Genomic DNA, 22,677 nt, shown 5'->3' with positions numbered 1-22,677 from the left:
CTGTACTGCCGTACGCCGGCCCGGACCCGGAGAGAGACCGCGTTGAACCACCCCACGGACAGCCGCCTGGCCACCTTCGCCACGGCGCTGCTGGAAGTACCGGCCCACCTGGTCGCCGCCACGGCCCGCACCGTCCTGCGGCGGGAGTTCGGCGTCGGCGACGCCGAGCTGTACCTCGCCGACTACCGCGAGACCACGCTGGTGCCGGCGATCACGCCGGATGCCACGCCGCTCCCGGTCGCGGGCACGGCGGCGGGCCGGGCCTTCACCACGCGCACGGCGGTCACCGACGGCGACACCGTGTACCTGCCGGTCCTGGTGCGCTACAACCGGCTCGGCGTGCTCGGCGTGTCCGGCGCCGACCCGGGCAGCCACGACCTGTTCGCCACCGCGGCGGCGCTGCTCGGTCACGAGCTCGTCGTCGCCGACACCGCCACCGACCGGTTCCGCAGGGTGCGCCGCCGCCAGCGGCTGACGCTGGCCGCCGAGATGCAGTGGGACCTGCTGCCCGGCCGCCGCATCGGCGACGGCCGCTTCGAGCTGGCCGGGCACCTGGAACCCGCGTACGCGGTGCACGGCGACAACTTCGACTGGTCGCTCGACTCCGACGAGCTGACCCTCACCGTCACCAACGGTTCGGGCACCGGGGTGGGCGCGGCGATGCTCACCGGACTGACCGTGCACGCCATGCGCAACGCCCGCCGCGCCGGGCTGGCGCTGGCCGACCAGCTCGCGCTGGCCGGGCAGGCGGTGTGGGCCGAGTACGGCGGCAAGCAGCACGTCGCCACGCTGGCCCTGCGCCTGCACCTGCCCAGCGGGCGGCTGGCCGTCGCCGACGCCGGATCCCCGGCGCTGTACCGGCTGCGGGGCGGGGACGCCGAGCGGATCGAGCTGGACGCCCAGCTGCCGCTGGGCATGTTCGACGGCGTCGAGTACGACCTCGGGCAGCTGGCCCTGCGGCAGGGCGACCGGCTGCTGGTGCTCAGCGACGGGGTGCTGAACGCGGCCACCACCGCTGGTCGCTATGTCGACACCGAACTGGACCGGGTGCTGGCGGAGGTGGCGCGGCTGTCCCCGGCCGACGCGGTGCATCTGGTGCTGTCCAGGCTGGTCGCGTTCCACGCCAGCGCGGAACTGGCCGACGACGCGGTCGCCGTTCTACTGGAGTGGCGCGGCGGCCAGCGGTAGCTCGGCCCAGACGGTCTTGCCGCCGGGGCGCTGGTCGACGGCCCAGCGACCGGCCAGCGCCTGCACCAGGATCATGCCCCTGCCGTGCGGCCGGTCCGGGCTCTGCTCACGCACCACCGGCCGGCGGGACGAGCCGTCGGTCATCTCGATCCGCACCCGGCCCTCCCGCGACGACAGCCGCAGCGACAGCGGCGGCTCGCCGTGCAGGACGGCGTTGCTGACCAGCTCGGTGACGAGCAGCAGGACGATCTCGGTGGTCTCGGTGGTCGCATCGAGGCGGCGCAGGACGGGTTCCACCGCCGCACGCGCCCGGGCCGCCGCGGCGGGATCCGCCGTCAGCGCGAGGTCGAGCAGCGGTTCCGCCCCGGAGCCGCCGGGACTCATGAGCCCGACGAGCCCGCTGAGTCCGCTCCGTCGGCCATCGTGATGTCGAACAGCGGCAGGAGACCGGCGATCTGCAGGATCCGGTGTGCGAAACGGTCCACGTTCACCAGTTTCACCTCCCCGCCGCGTTCCTGCACGGCGGAATGCGCCCGGACCAGGGCGCTCAGGCAGGCGGAGTCGAAGAACGACAGGTTGGCGAAGTCCACCACCAGCCGTTTCGCGCCCGACTCGATCAGTTCGGCCATCGCCGCGTCGAGCTGCGGGGCGACCCCGTGGTCGATCTCGCCGGCGAGGACGACCTTGCCCTCGGTGCCGTTCAGCTCGGTACGCACGGCCGTCGAGTTCGAGTTGCCCGCTGCGCTGTCTGCCATCTGCTGGTTCTCCCGGTATCGATCTCGTCGGTGGCCCGACTCGGCGTACCCCCATGCTGGTATACCAACCCGCCGTGCCCTAAGTTTGCCATGAGGCAAATAAATGCTGGTGCAGGGTCGCTGCACCACGTCGTCTGGAGCTGTACTTCATGACACTCATCACCGACAGCGTGGCCGATTTCCTGGACGCGCACCAGCGGGAGGTGATCGAGGCGTGGTCGCGGGCGTCGGCGTTCCGGTCGGTCGACCCCACCACCGCCACCGAGGAAGCCACCGAGCTGCTGGCCGGCCTCGCCCGGGCCGTCCGCGCCGGAGCGGCCGACGACCCTGCCTCGGAGGGTTTCGCCGGCGTGCGCACGCTGCTGCGGCTGCTGGTGACCCGGTCCGGCGGCGGCCCGCGCCCGGACGTCAGCGAGTTCAAGGACCCGCTGCTGGCACTGTGGAACCGCTGGGAGGGGCCCGGCCCGGACGACCGGCTGGCCGGAGCGGTGCTGCTGTCGACGGCCGTCGACACCCTGCGGGTGGTGCTGGTCGAGCTGGAGCTGAGCAGCGGCGCCGACATGATCTCGGCACAGCAGCAGCAACTGACCGAGCTGTCCACACCGGTCATCAAGCTGTGGGACCGGGTGCTGGCCATCCCGCTGATCGGCACCCTGGACAGCATGCGCAGCCAGGCCGCGACCGAGCTGCTGCTGGAGGAGATCGTCACCCAGCAGGCACGGGTGGCGATCCTGGACATCACCGGCGTGCCGACCGTCGACACCATGGTGGCCCAGCACCTGTTGCGCACCGCGATGGCGGCCCGGCTGATGGGGGCGGAGTGCATCATCAGCGGTATCCGCCCGCAGATCGCGCAGACCATGGTGCAGCTGGGCATCGACCTCGGCGAGGTGGTTACCAAGGCCAACCTGGCCCACGCCTTCGCCTACTCGCTCAACGTCATCGGGCTGGCCGTCACCCAGGCCGAGCACGGGTAGGCGGCCCGTGCACAACACCTCAGTCATCAACCTCGACGGGGTCCTCCTGGCGACCCTGGAGGGTGAGCTGACCGACGAGGCAGCCGCCGGGCTACGCACCGAGCTGGCCAGCCGGGTGGTCGCCACCTCGGCATCCGGGGTGCTGATCGACGTGTCGTCGCTGGACATCGTCGACTCGTTCCTCGCCAGGGTCCTGCACGAGATCGCCGCCGCCACGGCGCTGCTGGCGGCCGAGACCGTCGTCGTCGGCATGCGGCCCGAGGTGGCGATCACGCTCGTGGAGCTGGGCCTGACCCTGCCGGGCCTGCGTACCGCGCTGACCGTCGCGGACGGACTCGCGCTGCTGGGGAAGCCGTGACCGACGTCTCGGCCACCCGCGAGGAGGTGGCGATCACCGCCGAGGTCGACATCGTCGCGGTGCGGCAGGCCGTCCGCGAGGTGGCGGTGACGGCCGGTTTCTCCCTGGTGGAGCAGACGAAGCTGGTCACGGCCGCCAGCGAGCTGGCCCGCAACACACTCGTCCACGGCGGAGGCGGGCACGCGGTGCTGGAGGTCGAGCGGACGGCCGGCACCACGGCGCTGCGGCTGACGTTCGTCGACACCGGCCCCGGCATCACCGACGTCCAGCAGGCACTGCAGGACGGCTACAGCAGCGCGGGCGGGCTGGGCCTGGGGCTGAGCGGCGCCCGCCGGCTCGCCGACCACTTCGACCTGCGGACCGCGCCGGGCGCCGGCACTACGGTGACCGTGACGTTCACCTCCGGCAGACGGGCATTGCGGTGAGGGGAACCGCGCTGGCCGTACGCGAGCAGGCCCACGTCGGGCAGGCCCGCCGGTACGCGGTGACCACGGCCGGCCGGGCCGGCCTGCCGAGGCCAGAGCAGGACCGGATCGCCGTGGTGGCCAGCGAGCTGGCCACCAACCTGCTCAAGTACGCGATCGACGGCATGTTCACCGCGGTCCCCCGCTCGGGTGGAGTCGATCTGCTGGCCACCGATCGCGGCCCGGGTATCCCCCGGCTGGCCGAAAGCATGCGGGACGGCTACTCCACCACCGGTACCCTGGGCACCGGCTTGGGAGCGGTGCGAAGGATGGCCGACCGGTTCGACATCTACTCCGGAACGGAGGGGACGACTGTGCTCGCGCGGTGGCACCCCTCCGGCGCCGAGCCACGCGGAATCCGGTTCGGTGCCGTGCTCTACAGCGCGCCGGGTGAGGACATCAGCGGCGACGCCTGGGCCGTCGTCGACCACGAGGACCTGACGACGGTGGCCATCAGTGACGGCCTCGGGCACGGCCCCGCGGCGGCGCGGGCCAGCGAGCTGGCCATGGCGCGGGTCCAGGCCGAGCCAGGTGCCGAACCGGAGCAGCTTGTCCGGGCCATGGCAACGGATCTGGCGGTCACCCGCGGCGCCACCGTCGCGCTGGCCCGCATCGACCGGGCCGCGGGCACGCTGCGGTTCACCGGCGTCGGCAACACCACCGCGCGGCTGTACTCCAGCCGCACCAACACCAGCACGCAGCTGGTGTCCGCCGCGGGGTTCGTCGGCGACGGCGCCCCGGTCCGCGACCGGGTGCGCTCGCAGACCCACGCCTGGACCGTCGACAGCAAGCTGGTCCTGCACACCGACGGGATCGCGCAGCGGTGGAAGGCCGAGGACCGTCCCGAGTTGTTCGGCCACGACCCGGCCGTCGTCGCGGGCTGGCTGCTGGGTCAGTACTGCCGCGGGCGGGACGACGCCTGCGCCGTCGTGGCGGCGGGAGGTGAGCACCGGTGAGTCTCGCCGAGGAACTGCGCAGGCTGCTGGAGAGCCGGAACCTGCCCGACGAGGTGTGGGCCCGGCTGAGCGCGGAACTGGCCGGAGCCGGTGAGGACAGCGCGGTGCGTGCCGTGCTGAGCGAGCTGGCGGAGACGGTCGCCGACCAGCGCAGGGAACTGGGCTGGCATCAGTCCGAACTGGAACAGACCAACGCCGGGCTGCTCGCGCTGCACGCCGACATCGAGCGGCAGCGGCAGCGCACCGCGTTCCTCGACGACGTGAGCAGGGCCGCGGCCGCCTCGCTGGACGCCGCCGCGATGCTCGACGTGGTGGCCGCGCTGCTGCGTGCCCGCGGGTTCGCCGAGCACACTCGCGTGTGGACGGTGACCGACGACGGCCCGCGCTGCTCCGGCGAGCCCGCCGCCACGCCCGACGCGACGACGCTGGCCGCGTTGTCCGGCCACAGCATCGAACGCGACGGCGCGCACCGCGTCAGCGTGCCGCTGGCCGCCGGAACGCACGTGCAGGGCGTGCTGGACCTGCACCGCACGCGGTCGGAGTTCACCGGTGACGACATCACGCTGGCGCAGGGAATCGCCGACCGCGCGGCCACCGGCCTGCACAACGCCACGCTCTACGAGCGCGAGCACGAACTGGCCGAGCGGCTGCAGCACGCGATGATGCCCAAACTCGTCCCGCACGAGGACCTGGAGCTGGTCGCCCGGTACCGCTCGGCCACCCGGGGCGTGCACGTCGGCGGCGACTGGTTCGACGCGATCGCCCGCCCGGACGGGACGGTGGTGCTCACCGTCGGCGACGTCACCGGGCACGGGCTGGACGCCGCCGTCGTGATGGGCAGGCTGCAGAACACGCTGCACGCGTACGCGCTGGAGGGCCACGGGCCCGCCGAGTCGCTGCGGCTGGTGCACGAGCTGCTGCGGGGCTGGGCGACCACGCTGTTCGCCACCGCCGTCGTCGCCGAGATCGACACAGTCAGCGGCACGATGCGCTGGGCCAGTGCGGGACACCTGCCGCCCATGGTGGAGGACGCGGGCGGCATCCGGTATCTGGAGGCCGAGCACGCGCCGCTGCTGGGCATCGCGCTGACCGCGCCCATCCCCGAGCACGAGTACCGGCTGTCGCCGGGCGCGGCCGTGCTGTTGTTCACCGACGGCCTGGTCGAACGCCGCTCCAGCAACATCGAGGCGGGCATGGCCGCGCTGGCCCGGGCGTTCACCGACTCCCGGCCCGGTGACCTGGAGGCCAGGGCCGAGTACGTGCTGCGGTCGATGCTGGGCCGCCACGACCACGAGGACGACGTCTGCCTGCTGCTGTGCCGGTGGGCGGGTCATCCCGGCGGCCCGCAGGCGCCGGACGGCCCGCAGGTGGTCGCCGCGGTCAGTCGTCGTTAGCCCGCGCCGCCGCCCTGGCGAACTCGGTCAGTCCCTCCAGCAGCGCCGTGCGCTGTTCCGGCGACATCGCCGCGAGGATCTCGCCGAGGTGGCGCTGCCGCGCCCTGCGGACGTCGTCGAGCAGTTCGCGCCCGGCCGGGGTGAGGCTGACGGTGGTGGCCCGCCGGTCGCTGGCCCCGGCCTGCCGGGCGAGCAGGCCGGTGGCCTCCAGCCGGTCGCACAGCCTGCTGGCCGACGACGGCAGCGCGTCCAGCAGGGTGCCGAGCCGTCCGACGGTGAGCGGGCCGTGGGCGTCGACGGCGAACAGCGCCCGCAGCTGCGGGACGGACACGGTGCCGTGGGCCTGCTCCTCGCCGCGGGCCCAGGCCAGCACCAGCGACTCGGCCGCCGCGCCGATCTCGCCGGCGAGCCAGTCGTGGGAATCCTTGTGCCGCACCGGAATTACGCCGTGCCGTCCTCGGCGCGCGCCGGCCGTGGCCCCGCCGCGGCGTCGGCGAAGGCGGCCAGCCCGGTCAGCAGTGCGCGGCGCCCGTGCGGGCTCATGCCGTCCAGTACCGTCCGCAGGTCCTGTTCCCTGGCCAGCTGGAGCCGGTTCAGCAGCCGCAGGCCTTCGGCGGTCACCGCGACCTCGACCTCGCGGCGGTCCACCGTCCCGGGGACGCGGACCAGCAGTCCCGCGGCCTGGAGGCGATCGCAGAGGCGGGTGGTCGACGACGGGGTCGCCCGCAGCAGTGCCCCCAGCGTGCCCAGGGTCACCGAACCCTCGCCACGCACGGTGAGCAGGACGTGCAGCTGACGCGGGGGAATGCGCGGCCGGGTGGCGGCGGTACCGGCGTTCCAGCGGTCGACCAGGGGCTGGGCCAGCAGATCCAGCAGGGCGGCAGCGCTGCGAACCGCCATGGCGAGCACCCCCACTTTCCCTGGTCACCGGGGTCTTTCGGCAGTGTAGTGGCTGGGCGGGCGAGGTGGGACACACCTGTGGCGATCCGGTGTTTGCCGGGCACCCCACCGGGGTACAGAGGCCGGTGAGATTCTCACTGTGAGGAGTTGCCCGTTGAACCCCCTGCCTGGTGCCGTTCCCCGTGAGTTCGACATCGCCGTGGTGACCGAGAAGTCCCGTTCCGACAACCACACCGTGCTGACCGTGTCCGCCGCGGCCGACTCCGGACCGCTCACGCTGTGGCTGTCCCACGACCCCGGTGTGCCCGCGTCGGCCACCCAGCTGGATGACGCCCTGCGGTGTCACGGCTGGCTCGCCTACCGGCCGGATCTGGACCGGTGGGTCACCTACGACGGCGCGACCGAGGTGTACGCGACCCGTTCGGCCCGCGTCCTGGAACTCGCCGACGCGCTGGTGGCGCGCAACGCGGTCACCGGGCATCCGCTCGCCGACGCGGTCGGCTGGCTGCGCCGCGGGTTCACCGTCGAGCAGGCGATCGGCTGGGCCGACGCCGCCGTGCTCTACCCGGCCGACGCGGCCGTGCTGGCCAGGCTGGACCTCGCGCCCTACGGTGCCGAAGTCGCCGGTGGCGCGAAGCCGGTGGGCACGGCGCCGTCGGCGTGGCCGGCCCGGGTGGTGCGGCGCGACCCACGGGTGCCCCGCTCCGGCCCGGCGCTGCCCGCCTGAGGGGTTCGCGCGGGCGGCGGGCCGTGGCGTTGCACCACGATGCCGGGCCCCTGGCACCAGACGCCGTGAGGGCCCCCTTCACGGCATGAGAGCGCGGGCACGGGTCACGGCACGGGGCCGGCCTCGCGCAGGGCGGTCAGGACCGCCGCCACCGCCGGATGGTCCGCCGAGCCGCGGCGGACCGCCGCGACGATGGCCCGCCGGGGCGCGGGGTCGCCGCGCAGCGGCACCCGCACCACGGCGTGGTCGGCGGGCACCGGCACCAGCCGGGGCAGCAGGCAGACGCCGAGCCCCTCGGCCACCAGCCGGGACACCGCGTACCACTCCTTGACCTCGTGGGCGACGCGCGGCGTGAAGCCCGCGGCGGCGCAGGCGGCCACCAGCAGGTCGTGCGAGTCGTTGTCGCGTACCTTGACCAGCCAGTCCTCGCCGGCCGCCGCCGCGAGCGGGACGGCGGCGCGGCCGGCGAGCGGGTGACCGGCCGGGACGAGCAGGTCCTGCGGGTCCTCGACCAGCACCTGCCGGTCGAACCGGGGATCGCCGGCCGGCGGCGAGGCGGCGGCCGGGAGCACGACGGCGACGTCGGACTGCCCGGACAGCAGCAGCCGGTAGCACTCGCCGGTCTCCTCCTCGGCCAGCCGGACCCGCAGCCGCGGATGCCGCTGCCGCAGGATCCGGACGGCCGGGGCGGCGAACGCGGCCAGTGCCGAGGACACCCCGCACAGCCGCACCGTCCCGCCGACCGTGCCGGTGAGCCCGGCCAGGTCGGCCCTGGCCAGCTCCCAGCGCCGGGCCAGCTCGTCGGCGTGGGCGAGCAGCGCGTGTGCCGCCGGGGTGAGGACGACCCCGCGGCCGTCCCGGGCGAGCAGTTCGACGTCGAGTTCGCGGGCGAGCTGCCCGAGTTGCTGGGAGACCGCGGACGGCGTCACGTGCAGGGCCCTGGCGGCCTCGGTGACCGTGCCGCGGTCGGCCAGCACCCGCAGCACCTGCAACCGGCGCAGGTCGATCATTCAGGTGATTCTACAGAGTAATCCATCAAAACTTTCGCTGGTGCTCAACGGTTCGCGTGACGAACCTGGACACATGCTCCCCGCTCCCCTGCTCGTCCTCGCCGCCGCCGTGTCCACCCAGACCGGGCAGGCACTCGGCAAGGGACTGTTCGACTCGGCCGGCCCGCTGGGCGTGGTCGCGCTGCGGCTCGGGTTCGCCGCCCTGGTGCTGCTGGCGGTGCACCGGCCGCGCCTGCCCGCCCCCGGGCAGCGGCTGGCGGTCGCCGGGCTCGGGCTCGCGGTGGCCGGGATGAACCTGGTGTACCCGGCGATGTGGTGGCTGCCGGTGGGTGTCGCCAGCACCGTCCAGCTGCTCGGACCGCTGACGGTGGCGCTGCTCGGCTCCCGCCGCCCGGCCGACCTGGCCGCCGTCGGCGCCGCCGGGGCCGGGGTGTGGCTGGTGAACGACCCGGCGGGCAGCTCGTCAACGCTGCCGTGGCAGGGGCTGCTGCTCGCCGGGCTGTCGGCGGCGTCGATGGGGGCCTACGTGGTGCTGGCACGCCGGGTCGCCGCGGAAAGCGGAGGCGGCGGCCTGGCACTGGCGGTGGCGATCGCCGCCGTGCTCGCCGTCCCCGCCGGCGCCGCCGGGGACGGCACCGCGCTGCTCGCCCCGGCCGTCCTGCTGGCCGGCGCGGTGGTCGCCGTGGTGAGCGCGGTGCTGCCCTACACGCTGGAGCAGGCCGCGCTCCGGCGGCTGTCCGCGGCGACGGTCGGCGTACTGCTGGCCGCCGAACCGGCCGTCGCGGGCGTCGCGGGGCTGCTGGTGCTGGACGAACGTCTCGGCTGGCCGCAGTGGCTGGGCATCGGCTGCGTCAGCGCGGCGACGGCGGTGGTCGCGGCCCGGTCCACCCGGGCCCGTGATGGCATACAGTCGGGTCATGACAACCGGCTCCGACGAGCACGTCGGGTTTTCCTTCGGTGACGAGTTCACCCGGCTGACGGCGACGGTGCTCGGCGCCACGAACGTCGGAGACGTGCTGCAGCGGGTGGTGGACGCCACCGTGCGGCTGATCCCCGAAGCCGACATCGTCAGCATCACGCTGCGCGAGGACCGCGGCCGGTTCCACACCCCGGTGGAGACCTCCCCGGAAGCCACCAAGCTGGACATGATCCAGTACGACACCGGGGAGGGCCCCTGCGTGGAGGCGGCCCGGCCGGAGGGCACGACGATCGCCGCCAGCGCCGACGTCGCCGCCGACCCGCGGTGGCCGCGGTTCGGCAAGGCCGCCGCCGAGCTGGGGGTGGGGTCCGTCGTGGCCGCGGCACTGCTGCCCGGGCCCGGTTCGCCACGGCTGTCCGGCGCGCTGAACGTCTACTCCCGGCGGGTCAACGGACTCGACAGCCTCGACCGCGACGCCATCCTGCTACTGGCCACGCACGCCTCACTGGCGGTGGCCGAGACGCAGGCGGTGACGATGGCCGACCTGCAGGCCGCCCAGCTGCGCGAGGCCATCGACAGCCGGGACGTCATCGGGCAGGCCAAGGGCATCCTGATGAGCCGCCGCGGGGTGAGCGCCGACGAGGCGTTCGACATCCTGCGCCGCGCCTCCCAGGAACTCAACGTCAAGCTCGTCACGCTGGCCGAGACGCTCACCGAACGGCACGGCGAGCTCGAACTTCCCTGAACAGCCCGCGGATGTCGCCCACCAGCAGCTCGGGCACCTCCGATGCCGCGTAGTGCCCGCCGCGGTCGTGCCGCGTCCAGGCGACGACGTTGTGATGGTGCTCGGCGAACGACCGGACCGACGCCAGATCGCCGGGGAACTGCGACACCCCCAGCGGCACCACCGACGGCGCGTCCGGCCGGGGCTCCCTGCCCTCCTCGGCGTAGATCCGGATGGCCGACCCGCCGGTGCCGGTGAGCCAGTGGATGGTGACGTGGGTGAGCAGCACCTCGTCGTCCAGGCCGTGGTGGTGCATGGCCTGCGCGTTCCAGCCGAGCAGTCCCACCGGTGAGTCGGCCAGCGCGTGCGCGAGCGTCTGCGGCTGCTGAGCCTGCACCATGCCGTAGGCCGCCTCGTTGTCGAAGTAGTGGTTCATGGCGTCCCACACCGCGCGTTCGGCCGGCGACAGCTTCTCGATCCAGGCCGGGTCGTCGTCCGGCGGCGGGTCCCAGGTCTGCGTGACGTGCGCGCCGACGACCCGGTCCGGCTCCAGCCTGCCGAGGTCGACGGTGATGCCGGAACCCCAGTCGTTGCCCGCCGCGCCGTACCACTCGTAGCCGAGCCGCCGCATCAGCTCGGCCCAGGCCCGCGCGATCCGCGCCGGTCCCCATCCGGTGTCCGGGGTGGGCCCGGAGAAGCCGAACCCGGGCAGCGACGGCACCACCAGGTGGAACGCGACGGCCGGATCCAGGCCGTGGGCGCGTGGATCGCTGAGCGGGCCGAGCACCTCCAGGTATTCGGCGACCGAACCGGGCCAGCCGTGGCTGAGCACCAGCGGCAGCGCGTCCGGCTCCGGCGAGCGCACGTGCAGGAAGTGCACGTTGGTGCCGTCGATCGTGGTGGTGAACTGCGGCCACGCGTTGAGCCGCGCCTCCCAGGCCCGCCAGTCGTAGCGCCGCCAGTGCTCGACCAGTCCCCTGACGCGGGCCAGCGGCACGCCGTAGCCGGTGTCGCCGCCGGCGGGTTCGGGTGCCCAGCGCACCCGCGCCAGCCGGTCGGCCAGGTCGGTCAGGTCCTCGTCGGGGACAGCGATGCGGTACGGCCGCATGTCGGCTCCTCTCGTCCGGTTCTCACCGGGGAGTCGGAGCCGTACCGGGCGATCGGACATCGGCAGCGGAAGAATGTCCGGTCGCGGGGTGCGGCTCCGACCTTGGAGTGATCCACCGAGCGAAGGAGCGACACGTGAAGTACATCCTCTTGGTCCAGGCAAGCCAGCGGGCCCACGACGAGCTGGCCCGGACACCGGACACGGCCGAGATCGAGGCGTTCATGCTGAAGTTCAACGCCGACCTGGAGGCGTCCGGCGAGTTCGTCGACGCGCAGGGGCTGGCCGCGCCGGTGCACCGCAGGCGGGTCGAGGCCGGTGCCGGGGCCCCGGTGGTGACCGACGGGCCGTACCCCGAGACGCAGGAGGTCCTGGCCGGTTACTGGATCGTCGACTGCTCCGGCTTCGACCGGGCCACCGAGATCGCCGCGATCCTGGCGAGCGGGCCCGGCCCGAAGACGGCGATCGACGTGCGGCCGATCGCCGGGTCAGAGCCGGAACTGTGAGCACTGTGAGCACGGCCGAGATCGAGGGCCTGCTGCGCGAGCTGGCGCCGCGGGTCCTCGGCGCGGTCGTGCGCCGGTACGGGCAGTTCGACCTGGCCGAGGACGCCGTGCAGGAGGCGCTGCTCGCGGCGGCCACGCGCTGGCCTGCCGAGGGCGTGCCGGCCAGCCCGGCGGGCTGGCTGGTCACCGTCGCCACCCGCAGGCTCACCGACCTGCTGCGTGCCGAGCGGTCCCGCAGGCTGCGGGAGGAGGCCTGGGAGCCCGCTCCCGAGGTGCCCGACGCCGACGACACGCTGGTCCTGCTGTTGCTGTGCTGTCACCCGGCGCTGACCCCGGCGTCGCAGATCGCCCTGACGCTGCGCGCGGTCGGCGGTCTGTCCACAGTGGAGATCGCCAGGGCGTTCCTGGTGCCGGAGTCGACGATGACCCGGCGAATCAGCAGGGCCAAGCAGACGATCGCGCGCAGCGGACTGCCCTTCCGGCCGCCCACCGCGCCCGAGTGGCCCGCCCGGCTGGCCGCCGTGCGGCACGTGCTGTACCTGGTGTTCACCGAGGGCTACGCGGCGACGTCCGGCCCGCGGCTGCACCGCGCCGACCTGGCCGCCGAGGCCATCCGGCTGACGCGGCTACTGCACCGGCTGGTGCCCGGCGAACCGGAGACGGCCGGGCTGCTGGCACTGATGCTGCTCACCAACGCCCGCCGGCCCGCCCGGACCGCGCCGGACGGCTCACTGGTGCCGCTGGCCGAGCAGGACCGGTCGCGGTGGGACCGCGACGCGATCGCCGAGGGCGTCGCGCTGGTCACCGGCGCGCTGTCGCACGGTCCGGCCGGGCCGTACCAGCTGCAGGCCGCGATCGCGGCGGTGCACGACGAGGCGCGGAGCTACGCCGAGACGGACTGGCCGCAGATCGTGGCGTTGTACGAGGTGCTGATGCGGACCGGGGGTGACAACCCGGTCGTCGCGGTCAACCACGCGGTGGCCGTCGCCATGGCTGACGGCCCCGCCGTGGGGCTGCGGCTGCTCGCCGGGCTGGAGTCCGACCCGCGCCTGGCCGGAGACCACCGCCCGGTCGCGGTCCGCGCCCACCTGCTGGAGCGGGCGGGCGACCCGGCGGGGGCACGGGCGGCCTACCTCGCCGCGGCGAGGCTGACCACCAACGTGCCCCAGCAGCGCTACCTCCACGCCGCGGCGCGCCGCCTCGGCGCGTGAAGACGAACCCGCGGGCCGCGAGACGAGCGCTCGGGCGGCCCGCGAGGCGGGGAATTCGAGCTGTCAGCTCGAGATGGTCTTGCGGTCGTCCCGGCCGGTGATGGCGATCTTGCGTGGCTTGGCCCGCTCGGCGACCGGGATGCGCAGGGTCAGCACGCCGGCCTCGTAGTTCGCGGCGACGTGGTCGGTGTCCAGGGTGTCGCCGAGGAACAGCTGGCGGGAGAACACGCCGAGCGGCCGCTCGGCCACCTGCATCTGGACCGTGTCGCCGTCGGAGTCCTTGCCGCCGACCGGGCGGCGCTCGGCGCGGACGGTCAGCACGTTGCGCTCGATGTCGACGTCGATCGCGTCCGGGTCGACGCCGGGCAGGTCGAAGGCGACCACGAACTCGTCGCCGTCACGGTAGGCGTCCATCGGCATCGCGGCGGGCTTCGACCAGGTTCCCTGCACACCACCGAAGACCTGGTTGGCCAGCCGGTCCAGCTCGCGGAACGGATCAGTGCGCATCAACATGTCTGCTCCACCTCCTGGTTCTGGTCGTCTGGTGTCAACGCGCACCACCGTTGTAACATGTCATCACAACGATGACAAGTGCGGCGTCGTCGAAAGGATGACATATGGCGGATCAGGAGTTCTCCCTGCCCGAGTCGCTGGCCCTCATCCAGGCCGCCCGCCTGCTCGCCCGCGACGGCGGGGAGCTGGGACCCGAGGCCGTCGCGGCCCTGCTGCCCGCGCTGGAGGAACTGCGCCGGGTCCGCGACGAGCTGGCCAGCTGGGAACCGGAGCTGATCGCCGCGGCCAGGGCGGCCGGGTCGAGCTGGGCCGCGCTCGCGCCCGCGCTCGGGGTGGCCAGCAGGCAGGCGGCCGAACGCCGGTTCCTGCGGCTGCGTCCGGGTGGCGAGGCCACCGCCGAGGGGCGGGTGCGTGCCGAGCGCAACCGCAGGGCTGGCGACCGGGCGGTGTCGGCGTGGGCCCGGGAGCACGCCGCCGAGCTGCGGCAGCTGGCCGCCGAGGTGAGCAGCGTCGACGGCCCGGGCGCGGACCGGCTGCGCACGGCGCTCGGCGAGGACGACGCCGCCGGGCTGCTGGCTCCGCTCGCGGAGCGCCGCCCGCACCTGGCGGACCGGCACGCGAGACTGGCCGACCGCATCGGCACCGTCACCGACGACGCCGACCGCGTCCGCAGGGACGCCGGCGGGCAGGTGTGATCCGCGCGGCCGCTGGGTACCCGCCGGTCACCAACGGTGGCCACCCTGCGGGAGCGGATCATGTTCAGCCAACACGAGCGGCGGCAACTGGACGAGATCGAGGAGTGGTTCGAGCAGTCGGACCCCGAGCTGGCACGGATGCTGCGGGAGGGCAAATACCAGGCGGCCACGCGTCGGCTGGTGGCCTGCACCGGCTTCGCCGTGGGTGCCCTGCTACTGCTCACCGGGGCGCTCAGCCTGAGCTTCGTGCTGATCTTCTTCGGTGTCGCGACCGTCGCGGGCACCCTGGGCTGGCAGCTCGTGTCGGCCGCGCACAACGGCTGGCCGGGCCCCTGATCAGGCCCCGGATCTCAGGACGGCGGCCCGCTCCACCCGCCGGGCCAGCAGCACCGCGACGACCGCGGCGGCCGCGAGCACGGCGGTCCCGCCCCAGACCATCGCCTGGGTGACGTTCAGCGGCGCCCCGTGGTGCGCGCCCGGCGTACGGCCGCCGTCGCTGCCGCTGACCACTGCGTAGACCACCGCGGCGGCACCGAGCAGCACGGCCAGCAGCGCGGCGGCTCGCCGCAGCACCGCCACCGGCGACAGCCCGGCACCGAACCGCTCCGCGGGCCGCGCCGGTGTCAGCAGCCTGGCCAGCAGCAGGCCGAGCACCGGCAGTTGCAGCAGCCACAACGTGTCCCTCGGCCAGCCGTCGAACCAGACGTTGGTGCCGTAGAGCAGCGTGTGCCAGACACTGAGCACGTACACGACCAGCACGAACCGGTGCAGCGCCCGCCAGATCCGCGCGCCCAGCCGGGCACGGAAGTAGTAGGCCAGCCCCAGCGGGATCGCCAGGTACAGCGCGAGCAGCCCGATCAGGATGGCGATCTTGCCGGTCCCGCTGGCGTAACCACCGGGGACGAACGTCTCGACGAACGCCCGCCACAGGTTGCCCGGCCAGCCCGCGCCGGTCTTGTTGGTGCGCACGCGCTCGGCGAAGAACAGTGCCGCGTGCGCGAACATCAGCGCGATCGTGGTCAGGCTGGTGCAGCGGTGCCAGCGCTCCAGCCGGGACACCGGGACCGGCAGCCACCGGGGCGGCTTCGCCGAGCGCATCAGGCCCAGCATCGTCGTCAGCCACGCCCACAGCAGCCCGGACCAGCCGAACGCCTGGCACAGCCAGTACATCCAGTAGGCGCCGGCGTCGGCGAGGTCGGGCATGACGGCCACCGTCGCCGACGAGCCGTCGGCGACCCGGTAGTAGAGGAACGCGAAGATCGCGCCGGTGATGACGAGCGCGGCCGTCGCGTCGGGAACCGCGGCCCGCAGATCGCCGCGCAGGGCTGCCCGGTCCATCCCACCTCCACGCCGAGATTGGTCTAGTCCTTTGTAGCGTTCACCGTCGCCGGTGTACACCGCCATGAACAGCAGGTCGTGTGGAAGCGCCGGAAAGTTCCCGGGACCGGTCCCGTGCGTGGGTGCCTAGTCTCTTCACCATGGTGGCAGCTAGCGGACAGCACGCGTCGACACGAGTATTGCCGCCCCAGAATCGGTCTGACTACGATGGCTATCGCCGTCGCCCCCGGTCACGGAGGCCACGGCACGATCTTTGCCCGACGGGGGACCACGTGCGCGACGAGACCGGCAGGGCGGCCCGGTGACGCTGCTCGAACCCGGTCAGCCGATCGGCACCAACTACACCGTCGAGCGTTTCCTCGGGCAGGGCGCGTTCGCCGAGGTCTACCGCGTCAAGCACCGCTACTTCGGCCGCCAGGCGATGAAGGTGTTCAAGCGCATCGGCACCGTCGAGGAGACCGAGGAGATGCTCGGCGAGGCGATCATGCTCTCGCAGATCGGCCACCCCAACATCGTCCGCGTCTTCAACGCCGACACCGTGTCGACCTCGGCGGGCGAGTGCGGCTTCTTCACCATGGAGTACGTCGCGGGCGGCAACCTGGAGAAGTTCTGGGCCTCGCACTACGACCGGTTCGTCCCGATCGAGGTCGTCGTCCAGATCCTCAAGCAGATGTGCGACGGGCTGGCCGTCGCGCACTCGGAGACGCCGCCGATCATCCACCGCGACATCACCCCGCAGAACGTGCTGATCGGCTACGACACCGACGGCCTGCGGGTCCGCATCAGCGACTTCGGCCTGGCCAAGCGAGCGGACCCGCTGACGCTGCTGGCGAGCACGAAGGGGACGCTCGCGTTCAAGGCGCCGGAGTCGCTGATGGACCGGCGCGGCGACTCGCGTGCCGGTGACGTGTGGGCCATCGGCACCATCGCCTACCTGCTGCTGACCGACACGCTGCCCTACGAGGACTCGGCCAGCCCGTCGTCATTCTTCGGCGCGCAGTACCGGACGCCACCGCGGCCGCCGCAGCAGTTCAACCCGGACGTCGACGACACGCTCGGCGACATCGTGCTGCACTCGCTGGAACCCAACCCGCGCAACCGGGTCCCGCACGCCGGGGCGCTCGGCGCGCAGTTCGCCGCCTGGCTGTCCCGCCGTGAGCTGCGGCCGGTGCGGGAGAGCCGGAAGCTGCCGCAGACGTCGAAGGAAGCACTCGGCGGCGCCCACTCCCCCGTCGACGAGGCCCGCGCGCGGTCGCTGGCCACCAGGGCACTGGACCTGTCCGGGCAGGCGAGTTCGCTCAACGAGGCGGCCGACGTGATGGAGGAGGCGTTCAACCTGTTCGCCCCGCTGCGCACCGAGTACGAGCACAAACTGACCCTCTGGCGCAAGGGAGTCGTCGGATGAGCCAGGCAACCACCCCCGCCGACGCCGCACTCGACACCGCGCTGGAACCGCTGACCGGGCGGGCGTTCTACCGCAACAACATCTTCCGCATCACCGGCCTGGCACCGGACGCGCCGGCCGCGCAGGTGCGGCGCCGCAGGGAGGAGGCGGCGCTGGCGGCCCGGCTGGGCACGCCGTTCGCGGCGCCGGCAGGCGACCTGCCGCTGGACCCGCCGCCGGATCCGGACGACCTGCGCGGCGCGTTCGAGTCGCTGCGTGACCCGGTGATCCGGTTCGTCCACGAGATGTTGTGGCTGTGGGACGAGGAACGTCCCGGCGACACCCGGCACGAGCAGCACAACGCCGCGATCCGGGCACACTGCGCGGCACTGGAGTCCGCCGACCCGGGTGCCGCGGCCAACGCCGACAGCTGGGCCGAGGCACTGCGGGCCTGGGCCGGGTCGCTGGAGGACGAGCAGGTCTGGGAACGCGCCTACCGCCGGGCCAGGGAACTCGACGACCCGCGGCTGACCATCGGCACGGTCCGCAAGCTGCGCTACCGCCTGCCCGCCCACATCGTGTCGGCCACGGTCTCGCTGGCCGTGCGCGACGCCGAGGACGGCGACGAGGCGGGCGCCGACCGTTACCTGGAACTGCTCGACGACTCGCCGTTCGACGACGACCTGGTCGACCGGATGCTGCGCGACGCCGTGCGCGGCCGCGAGGAGCGGATCGGCACCGCCTGCCGGGAGGCCGAGAACATGGCGGGGAGCGATCCGAAGCGGTCGCTGGCGGCCGGTGAGGAACTGATCAGCAGGACCAGGCTGGACCTGCTGGTCGTGGAGACCCTGCTGGGCAGGGGCGACAGCACGACCGATGCCGTGTACGACGCGGTCGCCGTCGCCACGAACCTCTGCGCGGTCAGCTACTGGAAGGCCACCAGCGAGCACTCGGCCACGATGCCGCTGCTGCGGGCGGCGCTGGAACGGGCGCGGGACACCGGCACGATCGAGCTGATCAAGGGCAACATCGAGGTCATCGAGCCGGACGCGGTGATCGAAGAGGCCTCCGGGGTACTGAAGTCGGTGTACGGCCTGTGTCAGGCGGGCAAGGTCGACGCGGCACGCGACCGGCTCATGGCGTGGCGCGGCCGCACCCGCGACGAGACGCTGCGACGTCAGCTGTCCACCGTGCTCGCCGACCCGAGGGCGATCCGCGGGCCGGTGGCGCGTGCGCCCCGCGACCTCGCCCCGTTCGGCATCGGCACCACGACCATGGGCATGCGCGATTTCGCCAACGACGGCAGCTACATCGCCACCCGGTGGTTCCTGCTGTTCATCCCGATCGTCCCGCTGGCGTCGTACCACCAGGACGCGCGGTTCGTCTACGGCAAGGTTCCGCTGAGACCCGCGGCCCGCACCTGGCGGACGCTGGTGCTGCTGGCTCTGCTGTACCTGTTCGTCGACCTGGTCGACGGTGACGGCGCCTGGCACTGGCTGGCCGTCGCCGTCGCGGCCGGTTCCTACCTGCTGACCCGCTTCCTGCGTGTGAACGCGTGGGTGCGCATCGCGGAATCGAGGTGAGTGTGTCCAGGCTTTCCCGTGCGCTCGAGGGGTTGCGGCAGCGGCGCTACCCCGGCGAGTTCCGCATCGACCCGCCGCGCTGGCCGTCCCCCTCGGAGACGTCCACGCCGCAGCCGGCCGCGCCGCCCGCCGACCACCTGCCGGACAGCGCGCTGGCCGACATCGCCACCAACCTGTGGCGCGGCAGGCGCAAGCTCGCGCAGAACGGCGACGGCTCCCGGGCCCGGCGGCACCTGCAGGCGGTGTTCGAGCAGCTGGACGAGGCCGGCGTGGTCATCAAGGACCACGACGGCACCCTGTACGACCCGGGCCTGACCCTCGAGGTGGTCGCCTACGAGGAGCGGTCCGTTCCGAAGGCGACGGTCGTGGAGACCGTCCGTCCCTCGGTGTACCGCAACGGCCGTTGTATCCAAATAGGACAGGTCATCGTCGCCCAACCCGGAGAAGGACAGACCCCATGACACGCGAGACGATCGACTTCGGAATCGACCTCGGCACCACCAACAGCGCCATCGCGGTCGCCAAGGGCGCCGACGGCGTGGTCATCCGCAACAACCTGCAGCGTGAGTTCACGCCGTCCGCGGTGTACGTCAGCAAGCAGGGCAAGGTCTACGTCGGCGACCGCGCGCGGGAGCGGGTCGAGTCCGACCCCGCCAACACCTCCGCCGAGTTCAAGCTGCAGATGGGGGTGCGTGGCGAGCACAAGCGCTTCGACGCCGCCGGGCGGAGCATGACGCCGGAGGAACTGTCGGCCGAGGTGCTCAAGTCACTGCGTGGCGACGTGCAGCGGTCGATGGGTGAGGAGATCAGCTCGGCGGTGATCACCGTCCCGGCCGCGTTCGAACTCGACCAGTGCGACGCGACGCGGCGGGCGGCGGAGCTGGCCGGGCTCGGGTTCGCGCCGCTGCTGCAGGAGCCGACGGCCGCGGCCTGGGCCTACAGCGCGCAGAACGCGCCGGACCGGGCGTTCTGGCTGGTCTACGACTTCGGCGGCGGCACGTTCGACGCCGCCGTCATCGAGGTGCGTGACGGTGACTTCACCGTCGTCAACCACGCGGGCGACAACTTCCTCGGCGGCAAGCTGATCGACTGGGGGCTGCTCGACGGCACCCTGATCCCCGCCGTGCAGCGCGAGTTCGGGCTGGCCGACCTGCGCCGGGACAACCCGCGGTGGGCGGGCAACATCGCCAAGCTGAAGCTGGCCGCGGAGAACGCGAAGATCCAGCTGTCCACAACGGACGCCGTGGACGTCGACGTCGTGCTCGACGACGGCACCGGCGACATGGTCGACTTCACCTGGGAACTGACCCGGGCCGACCTGGAGCGGGTGTCCCGGCCGCTGTACGAGCGTTCGATCGCGTTGTGCCGCAGGGCGTTGTCGCAGAAGAACCTCGGCCCCGGCGACTTCGAGAAGGTGCTGCTGGTCGGTGGCACGACGCTGGCCCCGGCACTGCGGGAGATGCTGGCCGATCCCACCGAGGGACTGGGCATCCCGATCGACCACAGCCTCGACCCGGTGACGGTGATCGCCCGTGGCGCGGCGATTTTCGCCGGCACCCAGCGTCGGCCGCAGCCGCAGCGGGTGGCCACCGAGAGCAGGTTCGTGCTGGAGTTCGAGCACGAGCCGGTCGGGCAGGACACCGAGCCGCTGGTCGGCGGCCGGGTCAGGGCCACCGGTGAGCGTGACTGGTCCGGGTTCACCATCGCGTTCCGCAACGACGCCGCGCAGCCGGCCTGGCACAGCGGTCAAGTGCCGCTGTCGGCCGAGGGCACGTTCGTCACCCGGCTGCGGGCCGAGTCGAACGCGAGCAACACCTACCAGGTGGAACTGCGCGACCAGCACGGCACGCTGCTGGAAACCGACCCGGCCAGCATCGGCTACCGGCACAGCATCGGACCGCTCGGCGCGGCGCCGGTGCTCAGTCACTCGGTCGGTGTCGGGTTGACCGGCAACGAGGTTGAATGGTTGCTGCGCAAGGGAACCGAGCTTCCGGCGAGCAAGCGGGTGGTGCTGCACACCACCGTCGACGTCCGCCGCAACAGCCGCACCGGCCTGATCCGGGTCCCGCTGCTGGAGGGCGAGTGGACCCGCGCCGACCGCAACACCCCGATCGGACGGCTCGACATTCACCCGCACGAGGTGAAGCGGGACGTCCCGGCGGGCAGCGAGATCGAGGTGCACATCGACATCGACCGCAGCTTCACGCCGCGGGCCGAGGCGTACGTGCCGCTGCTGGACGAGGAGTTCGAGATCGAGATCGAGCTGGGCCGGTCGGCCGCGGTGGACGGGGCGGCGCTGCTCACCGAGGTGAGCGAGCTGCGCAGCCGGTACACCGAGCTGCGGTCGCAGGCCCGCGGCACCAGCGCCGCGCAGGCCGAGACGCTGCTCGACGAGTTCGACTCCAGCAACCGGATGGACCGCATCGTCAGCTCCGCCCAGCGGGCCGACGTCGACCGGGAGGCCGCCGAGGAGTGCCAGTCGCAGCTGCGGGAGGCGCAGAGCCTGCTCGACGAGGTCGAGGGCGCGCTGGAAATGCCCGCGCTGGAAGGTGAGGCCAGGGCGCTGCTGGACTCGGTGTCGGAGATGGCCCGCGACTGGGGAACGTCGGCCGACCAGCGGGAGGTGGCGAGCTGCCGTTCCGCGATCGAACAGGCCATCAGCGCGGGCGACCGCACGGTGCTGCGTCAGCAGATCACCGTCGTGCGGCGGATCGGTGTCCGGATCCTGCACGAGACGGGCCGTCTCGACGCGGTGATCTTCGGTCAGCGGGAGCAGGAACTGAGCAGCAGTCCCGATCCCGCGGTCCAGCAGGCACTCGCCGAGGGGCGGCAGGCGCTCAACACCGGCGACAGCGGCAGGCTGCAGGCGGTCAACCGGAAGCTGGACGCGTTGATGCCGTCCGGTGGCGGGGAGCAGATGATCGACATGACCAGCACTGTGCGGGCGGGTGGGCACCATTAACGTCGAGAGGGAGCTGGCGCAGGCCGGCGACGCCGCACGCAAGGGCCATCACGGTCAGGCGAGGCGGATCCTCGCCGAGCTGGGTGGCGCGGACAGTTCCGACCCGAAGGTGCTCGACCTGCTCGCCAGGGTGCACGCGCAGCAGGGCGACCTCGGCGCGGCCGACGACTGCTGGCGCCGCGCCCAGGAGCTGGACCCGTCGCTGCCGGGCCCGGACGAGGGCAGGCGGCGCATCGCCGAGCTGAACGCCCGCCGGTTCCGCCGCAGGCGTGGTGCGGTCGCGGTGCTGGTGATCGTGGTCGCGGCCGCCGGGGTCGGCGTCGGCTGGTGGGTCAGTTCCCCCGCGGCCGCCCCAGCTCCGTCCGACGGCCTCGGCCAGATCGCCGCCGACCAGCGCGGCCTGTCCGAGCGGGTCGACGAGATGGCGCGGACGCTGGAGCACCGGGGCCGGGTGCTGGCCGACGTGCGCACGGCGCTGGCCGGTTCGCCGGTGCAGGTGCGCGACGAGCAGGGTGGGCTGCTGCTGGTGTTCCCGCGGGGCCTGTTCAGCTCGCTGGACCGGCTCTCCCCCGACGGCCGTGCCGCGCTGGCCGACCTGGCCGGGCGGCTGCGCCGGGTGAACGGCCCGCTGGCGCTGCGGGTCATCGGGCACACGGAGAACGCGCAGGTGTCGCCGAGCAGCGGCTTCACCGACAACCCGGACCTGGCGCTGCGCCGCGCCCGGGTCGCGGCCGAGGAGATGGCTTCCGCGGGCGGGCTGCCGCTGTCCGGCTTCGGCCTGGCCGCGGGCGACCCCGCCGGTCCCCCGTTCCCCGCCACCGAGCCGGACCGCAACCGCACGGTCACCCTGCTGGTCCACCCGGCCTGATCCGGCGTCGGCGACCGTACGCGAAACTCCCCCAATGCCACATTGGGGATTTTTCATCCTGTTTTGGCTGGTCAGTGGGTGTGGGTGGTGCTGGTGGGGTGGTGTTGTTCGTGGTGGGTGAGGACGAGTAGGGCGCGGAG

26 protein-coding genes are annotated in these 22,677 nt (G+C 73.1%); 18 read left to right on the top strand and 8 right to left on the bottom strand.

The features are described from left to right. Positions 1-42: 42 nt before the first annotated feature. Positions 43-1,188: a PP2C family protein-serine/threonine phosphatase gene (locus EWH70_RS27920; protein WP_130478518.1), complete on the top strand. Its 1,146-nt coding sequence runs from the start codon at positions 43-45 to the stop codon at positions 1,186-1,188. On the opposite strand, the gene EWH70_RS27915 is transcribed toward EWH70_RS27920, so the two are convergent. Continuing rightward, on the bottom strand, positions 1,159-1,572 hold the full coding sequence (locus EWH70_RS27915) for an ATP-binding protein (protein ID WP_130478517.1): 414 nt from the start codon (positions 1,570-1,572) through the stop codon (positions 1,159-1,161). The two genes, EWH70_RS27920 and EWH70_RS27915, sit on opposite strands and share 30 nt — an antisense overlap. Further along, positions 1,569-1,943, bottom strand: coding sequence for an STAS domain-containing protein (locus tag EWH70_RS27910; protein ID WP_130478516.1), 375 nt, complete (start codon positions 1,941-1,943; stop codon positions 1,569-1,571). The genes EWH70_RS27915 and EWH70_RS27910 overlap by 4 nt, the downstream gene beginning before the upstream one ends. A gap of 149 nt (positions 1,944-2,092) precedes the next feature. Here EWH70_RS27910 and EWH70_RS27905 point away from each other — a divergent pair, with 149 nt between their 5' ends. The 5 genes from EWH70_RS27905 to EWH70_RS27885 are packed head-to-tail and all read left to right on the top strand — an operon-like array spanning position 2,093 to position 6,092. After that, positions 2,093-2,920: an STAS domain-containing protein gene (locus tag EWH70_RS27905; RefSeq protein WP_130478515.1), complete on the top strand. Its 828-nt coding sequence runs from the start codon at positions 2,093-2,095 to the stop codon at positions 2,918-2,920. Positions 2,921-2,927: 7 nt separating this feature from the next. Further along, the gene (locus EWH70_RS27900; protein WP_130478514.1) at positions 2,928-3,278 is read left to right on the top strand and encodes an STAS domain-containing protein; all 351 of its coding nucleotides are present in this window, start codon (positions 2,928-2,930) and stop codon (positions 3,276-3,278) included. Next, positions 3,275-3,703, top strand: a complete 429-nt coding sequence (locus EWH70_RS27895) for an ATP-binding protein (protein WP_130478513.1) — start codon at positions 3,275-3,277, stop codon at positions 3,701-3,703. The genes EWH70_RS27900 and EWH70_RS27895 overlap by 4 nt, the downstream gene beginning before the upstream one ends. Continuing rightward, a complete protein-coding gene (locus EWH70_RS27890) occupies positions 3,700-4,698 on the top strand; it encodes a SpoIIE family protein phosphatase (RefSeq protein WP_130478512.1) in 999 nt (332 codons plus the stop codon). The genes EWH70_RS27895 and EWH70_RS27890 overlap by 4 nt, the downstream gene beginning before the upstream one ends. Beyond that, positions 4,695-6,092: a PP2C family protein-serine/threonine phosphatase gene (locus tag EWH70_RS27885; protein WP_130478511.1), complete on the top strand. Its 1,398-nt coding sequence runs from the start codon at positions 4,695-4,697 to the stop codon at positions 6,090-6,092. The genes EWH70_RS27890 and EWH70_RS27885 overlap by 4 nt, the downstream gene beginning before the upstream one ends. On the opposite strand, the gene EWH70_RS27880 is transcribed toward EWH70_RS27885, so the two are convergent. Then, on the bottom strand, positions 6,079-6,528 hold the full coding sequence (locus EWH70_RS27880; protein WP_205669290.1) for a MarR family winged helix-turn-helix transcriptional regulator: 450 nt from the start codon (positions 6,526-6,528) through the stop codon (positions 6,079-6,081). The two genes, EWH70_RS27885 and EWH70_RS27880, sit on opposite strands and share 14 nt — an antisense overlap. 5 nt (positions 6,529-6,533) lie before the next feature. Beyond that, positions 6,534-6,992, bottom strand: coding sequence for a MarR family winged helix-turn-helix transcriptional regulator (locus EWH70_RS27875; protein WP_130478510.1), 459 nt, complete (start codon positions 6,990-6,992; stop codon positions 6,534-6,536). A 154-nt stretch (positions 6,993-7,146) separates the two neighbouring features. On the opposite strand from EWH70_RS27875, the gene EWH70_RS27870 reads away from it, so the two are divergent. Next, positions 7,147-7,719 (top strand): hypothetical protein, encoded by a 573-nt coding sequence (locus EWH70_RS27870; protein WP_130478509.1) that lies wholly within the window; start codon positions 7,147-7,149, stop codon positions 7,717-7,719. A 104-nt stretch (positions 7,720-7,823) separates the two neighbouring features. Here the strand turns inward: EWH70_RS27870 and EWH70_RS27865 are convergent, their stop codons facing one another. After that, positions 7,824-8,729, bottom strand: coding sequence for a LysR family transcriptional regulator (locus EWH70_RS27865; RefSeq protein ID WP_130478508.1), 906 nt, complete (start codon positions 8,727-8,729; stop codon positions 7,824-7,826). A gap of 73 nt (positions 8,730-8,802) precedes the next feature. On the opposite strand from EWH70_RS27865, the gene EWH70_RS27860 reads away from it, so the two are divergent. Together EWH70_RS27860 and EWH70_RS27855 are read left to right on the top strand one after the other, a co-directional pair. Further along, complete coding sequence (locus EWH70_RS27860) at positions 8,803-9,690, top strand: EamA family transporter (protein WP_130478507.1); 888 nt, start codon at positions 8,803-8,805, stop codon at positions 9,688-9,690. Next, positions 9,647-10,393 (top strand): GAF and ANTAR domain-containing protein, encoded by a 747-nt coding sequence (locus tag EWH70_RS27855; protein ID WP_240687268.1) that lies wholly within the window; start codon positions 9,647-9,649, stop codon positions 10,391-10,393. The genes EWH70_RS27860 and EWH70_RS27855 overlap by 44 nt, the downstream gene beginning before the upstream one ends. Here EWH70_RS27855 and EWH70_RS27850 read toward each other — a convergent pair. After that, the gene (locus EWH70_RS27850; protein WP_205669289.1) at positions 10,359-11,480 is read right to left on the bottom strand and encodes an epoxide hydrolase family protein; all 1,122 of its coding nucleotides are present in this window, start codon (positions 11,478-11,480) and stop codon (positions 10,359-10,361) included. The genes EWH70_RS27855 and EWH70_RS27850 overlap by 35 nt on opposite strands. 134 nt (positions 11,481-11,614) lie before the next feature. Between EWH70_RS27850 and EWH70_RS27845 the strand changes: the two genes are divergently transcribed. Continuing rightward, positions 11,615-11,983 carry a YciI family protein gene (locus EWH70_RS27845; protein ID WP_130478505.1) on the top strand — a complete coding sequence of 123 codons (369 nt, stop codon included), beginning with the start codon at positions 11,615-11,617 and terminating at the stop codon, positions 11,981-11,983. Positions 11,984-11,988: 5 nt separating this feature from the next. Further along, positions 11,989-13,194 (top strand): RNA polymerase sigma factor, encoded by a 1,206-nt coding sequence (locus EWH70_RS27840; protein WP_130478504.1) that lies wholly within the window; start codon positions 11,989-11,991, stop codon positions 13,192-13,194. 63 nt (positions 13,195-13,257) lie between these two features. On the opposite strand, the gene EWH70_RS27835 is transcribed toward EWH70_RS27840, so the two are convergent. Beyond that, positions 13,258-13,707, bottom strand: coding sequence for an Hsp20/alpha crystallin family protein (locus tag EWH70_RS27835; RefSeq protein WP_130478503.1), 450 nt, complete (start codon positions 13,705-13,707; stop codon positions 13,258-13,260). 104 nt (positions 13,708-13,811) lie between these two features. On the opposite strand from EWH70_RS27835, the gene EWH70_RS27830 reads away from it, so the two are divergent. Then, entirely contained in the window at positions 13,812-14,402 is a 591-nt protein-coding gene (locus EWH70_RS27830; RefSeq protein ID WP_130478502.1) for an HSP18 transcriptional regulator, read from the top strand. Between the two features lie 60 nt (positions 14,403-14,462). Beyond that, the gene (locus EWH70_RS27825; RefSeq protein WP_130478501.1) at positions 14,463-14,738 is read left to right on the top strand and encodes a DUF3040 domain-containing protein; all 276 of its coding nucleotides are present in this window, start codon (positions 14,463-14,465) and stop codon (positions 14,736-14,738) included. On the opposite strand, the gene EWH70_RS27820 is transcribed toward EWH70_RS27825, so the two are convergent. After that, positions 14,739-15,740, bottom strand: a complete 1,002-nt coding sequence (locus tag EWH70_RS27820) for a ferric reductase-like transmembrane domain-containing protein (RefSeq protein WP_130478500.1) — start codon at positions 15,738-15,740, stop codon at positions 14,739-14,741. Positions 15,741-16,041: 301 nt separating this feature from the next. On the opposite strand from EWH70_RS27820, the gene EWH70_RS27815 reads away from it, so the two are divergent. Genes EWH70_RS27815 through EWH70_RS27795 form a run of 5 tightly spaced genes read left to right on the top strand, consistent with a single transcriptional unit; the run spans position 16,042 to position 22,537 of the window. Continuing rightward, entirely contained in the window at positions 16,042-17,145 is a 1,104-nt protein-coding gene (locus EWH70_RS27815) for a serine/threonine-protein kinase (protein WP_130478499.1), read from the top strand. After that, positions 17,142-18,707, top strand: a complete 1,566-nt coding sequence (locus EWH70_RS27810) for a hypothetical protein (RefSeq protein ID WP_130478498.1) — start codon at positions 17,142-17,144, stop codon at positions 18,705-18,707. The genes EWH70_RS27815 and EWH70_RS27810 overlap by 4 nt, the downstream gene beginning before the upstream one ends. A gap of 2 nt (positions 18,708-18,709) precedes the next feature. After that, on the top strand, positions 18,710-19,168 hold the full coding sequence (locus EWH70_RS27805; RefSeq protein WP_130478497.1) for a hypothetical protein: 459 nt from the start codon (positions 18,710-18,712) through the stop codon (positions 19,166-19,168). Then, positions 19,165-21,669, top strand: a complete 2,505-nt coding sequence (locus EWH70_RS27800) for an Hsp70 family protein (RefSeq protein WP_130478496.1) — start codon at positions 19,165-19,167, stop codon at positions 21,667-21,669. The genes EWH70_RS27805 and EWH70_RS27800 overlap by 4 nt, the downstream gene beginning before the upstream one ends. After that, positions 21,656-22,537 (top strand): hypothetical protein, encoded by an 882-nt coding sequence (locus EWH70_RS27795; protein ID WP_130478495.1) that lies wholly within the window; start codon positions 21,656-21,658, stop codon positions 22,535-22,537. Before EWH70_RS27800 ends, EWH70_RS27795 begins: the two co-directional genes overlap by 14 nt. Positions 22,538-22,677: the final 140 nt, after the last annotated feature.

It is taken from the genome of Amycolatopsis suaedae, assembly GCF_004214935.1.
Lineage (GTDB): Bacteria > Actinomycetota > Actinomycetes > Mycobacteriales > Pseudonocardiaceae > Amycolatopsis > Amycolatopsis suaedae.
This window is presented reverse-complemented; position numbering and strand designations above follow the sequence as displayed.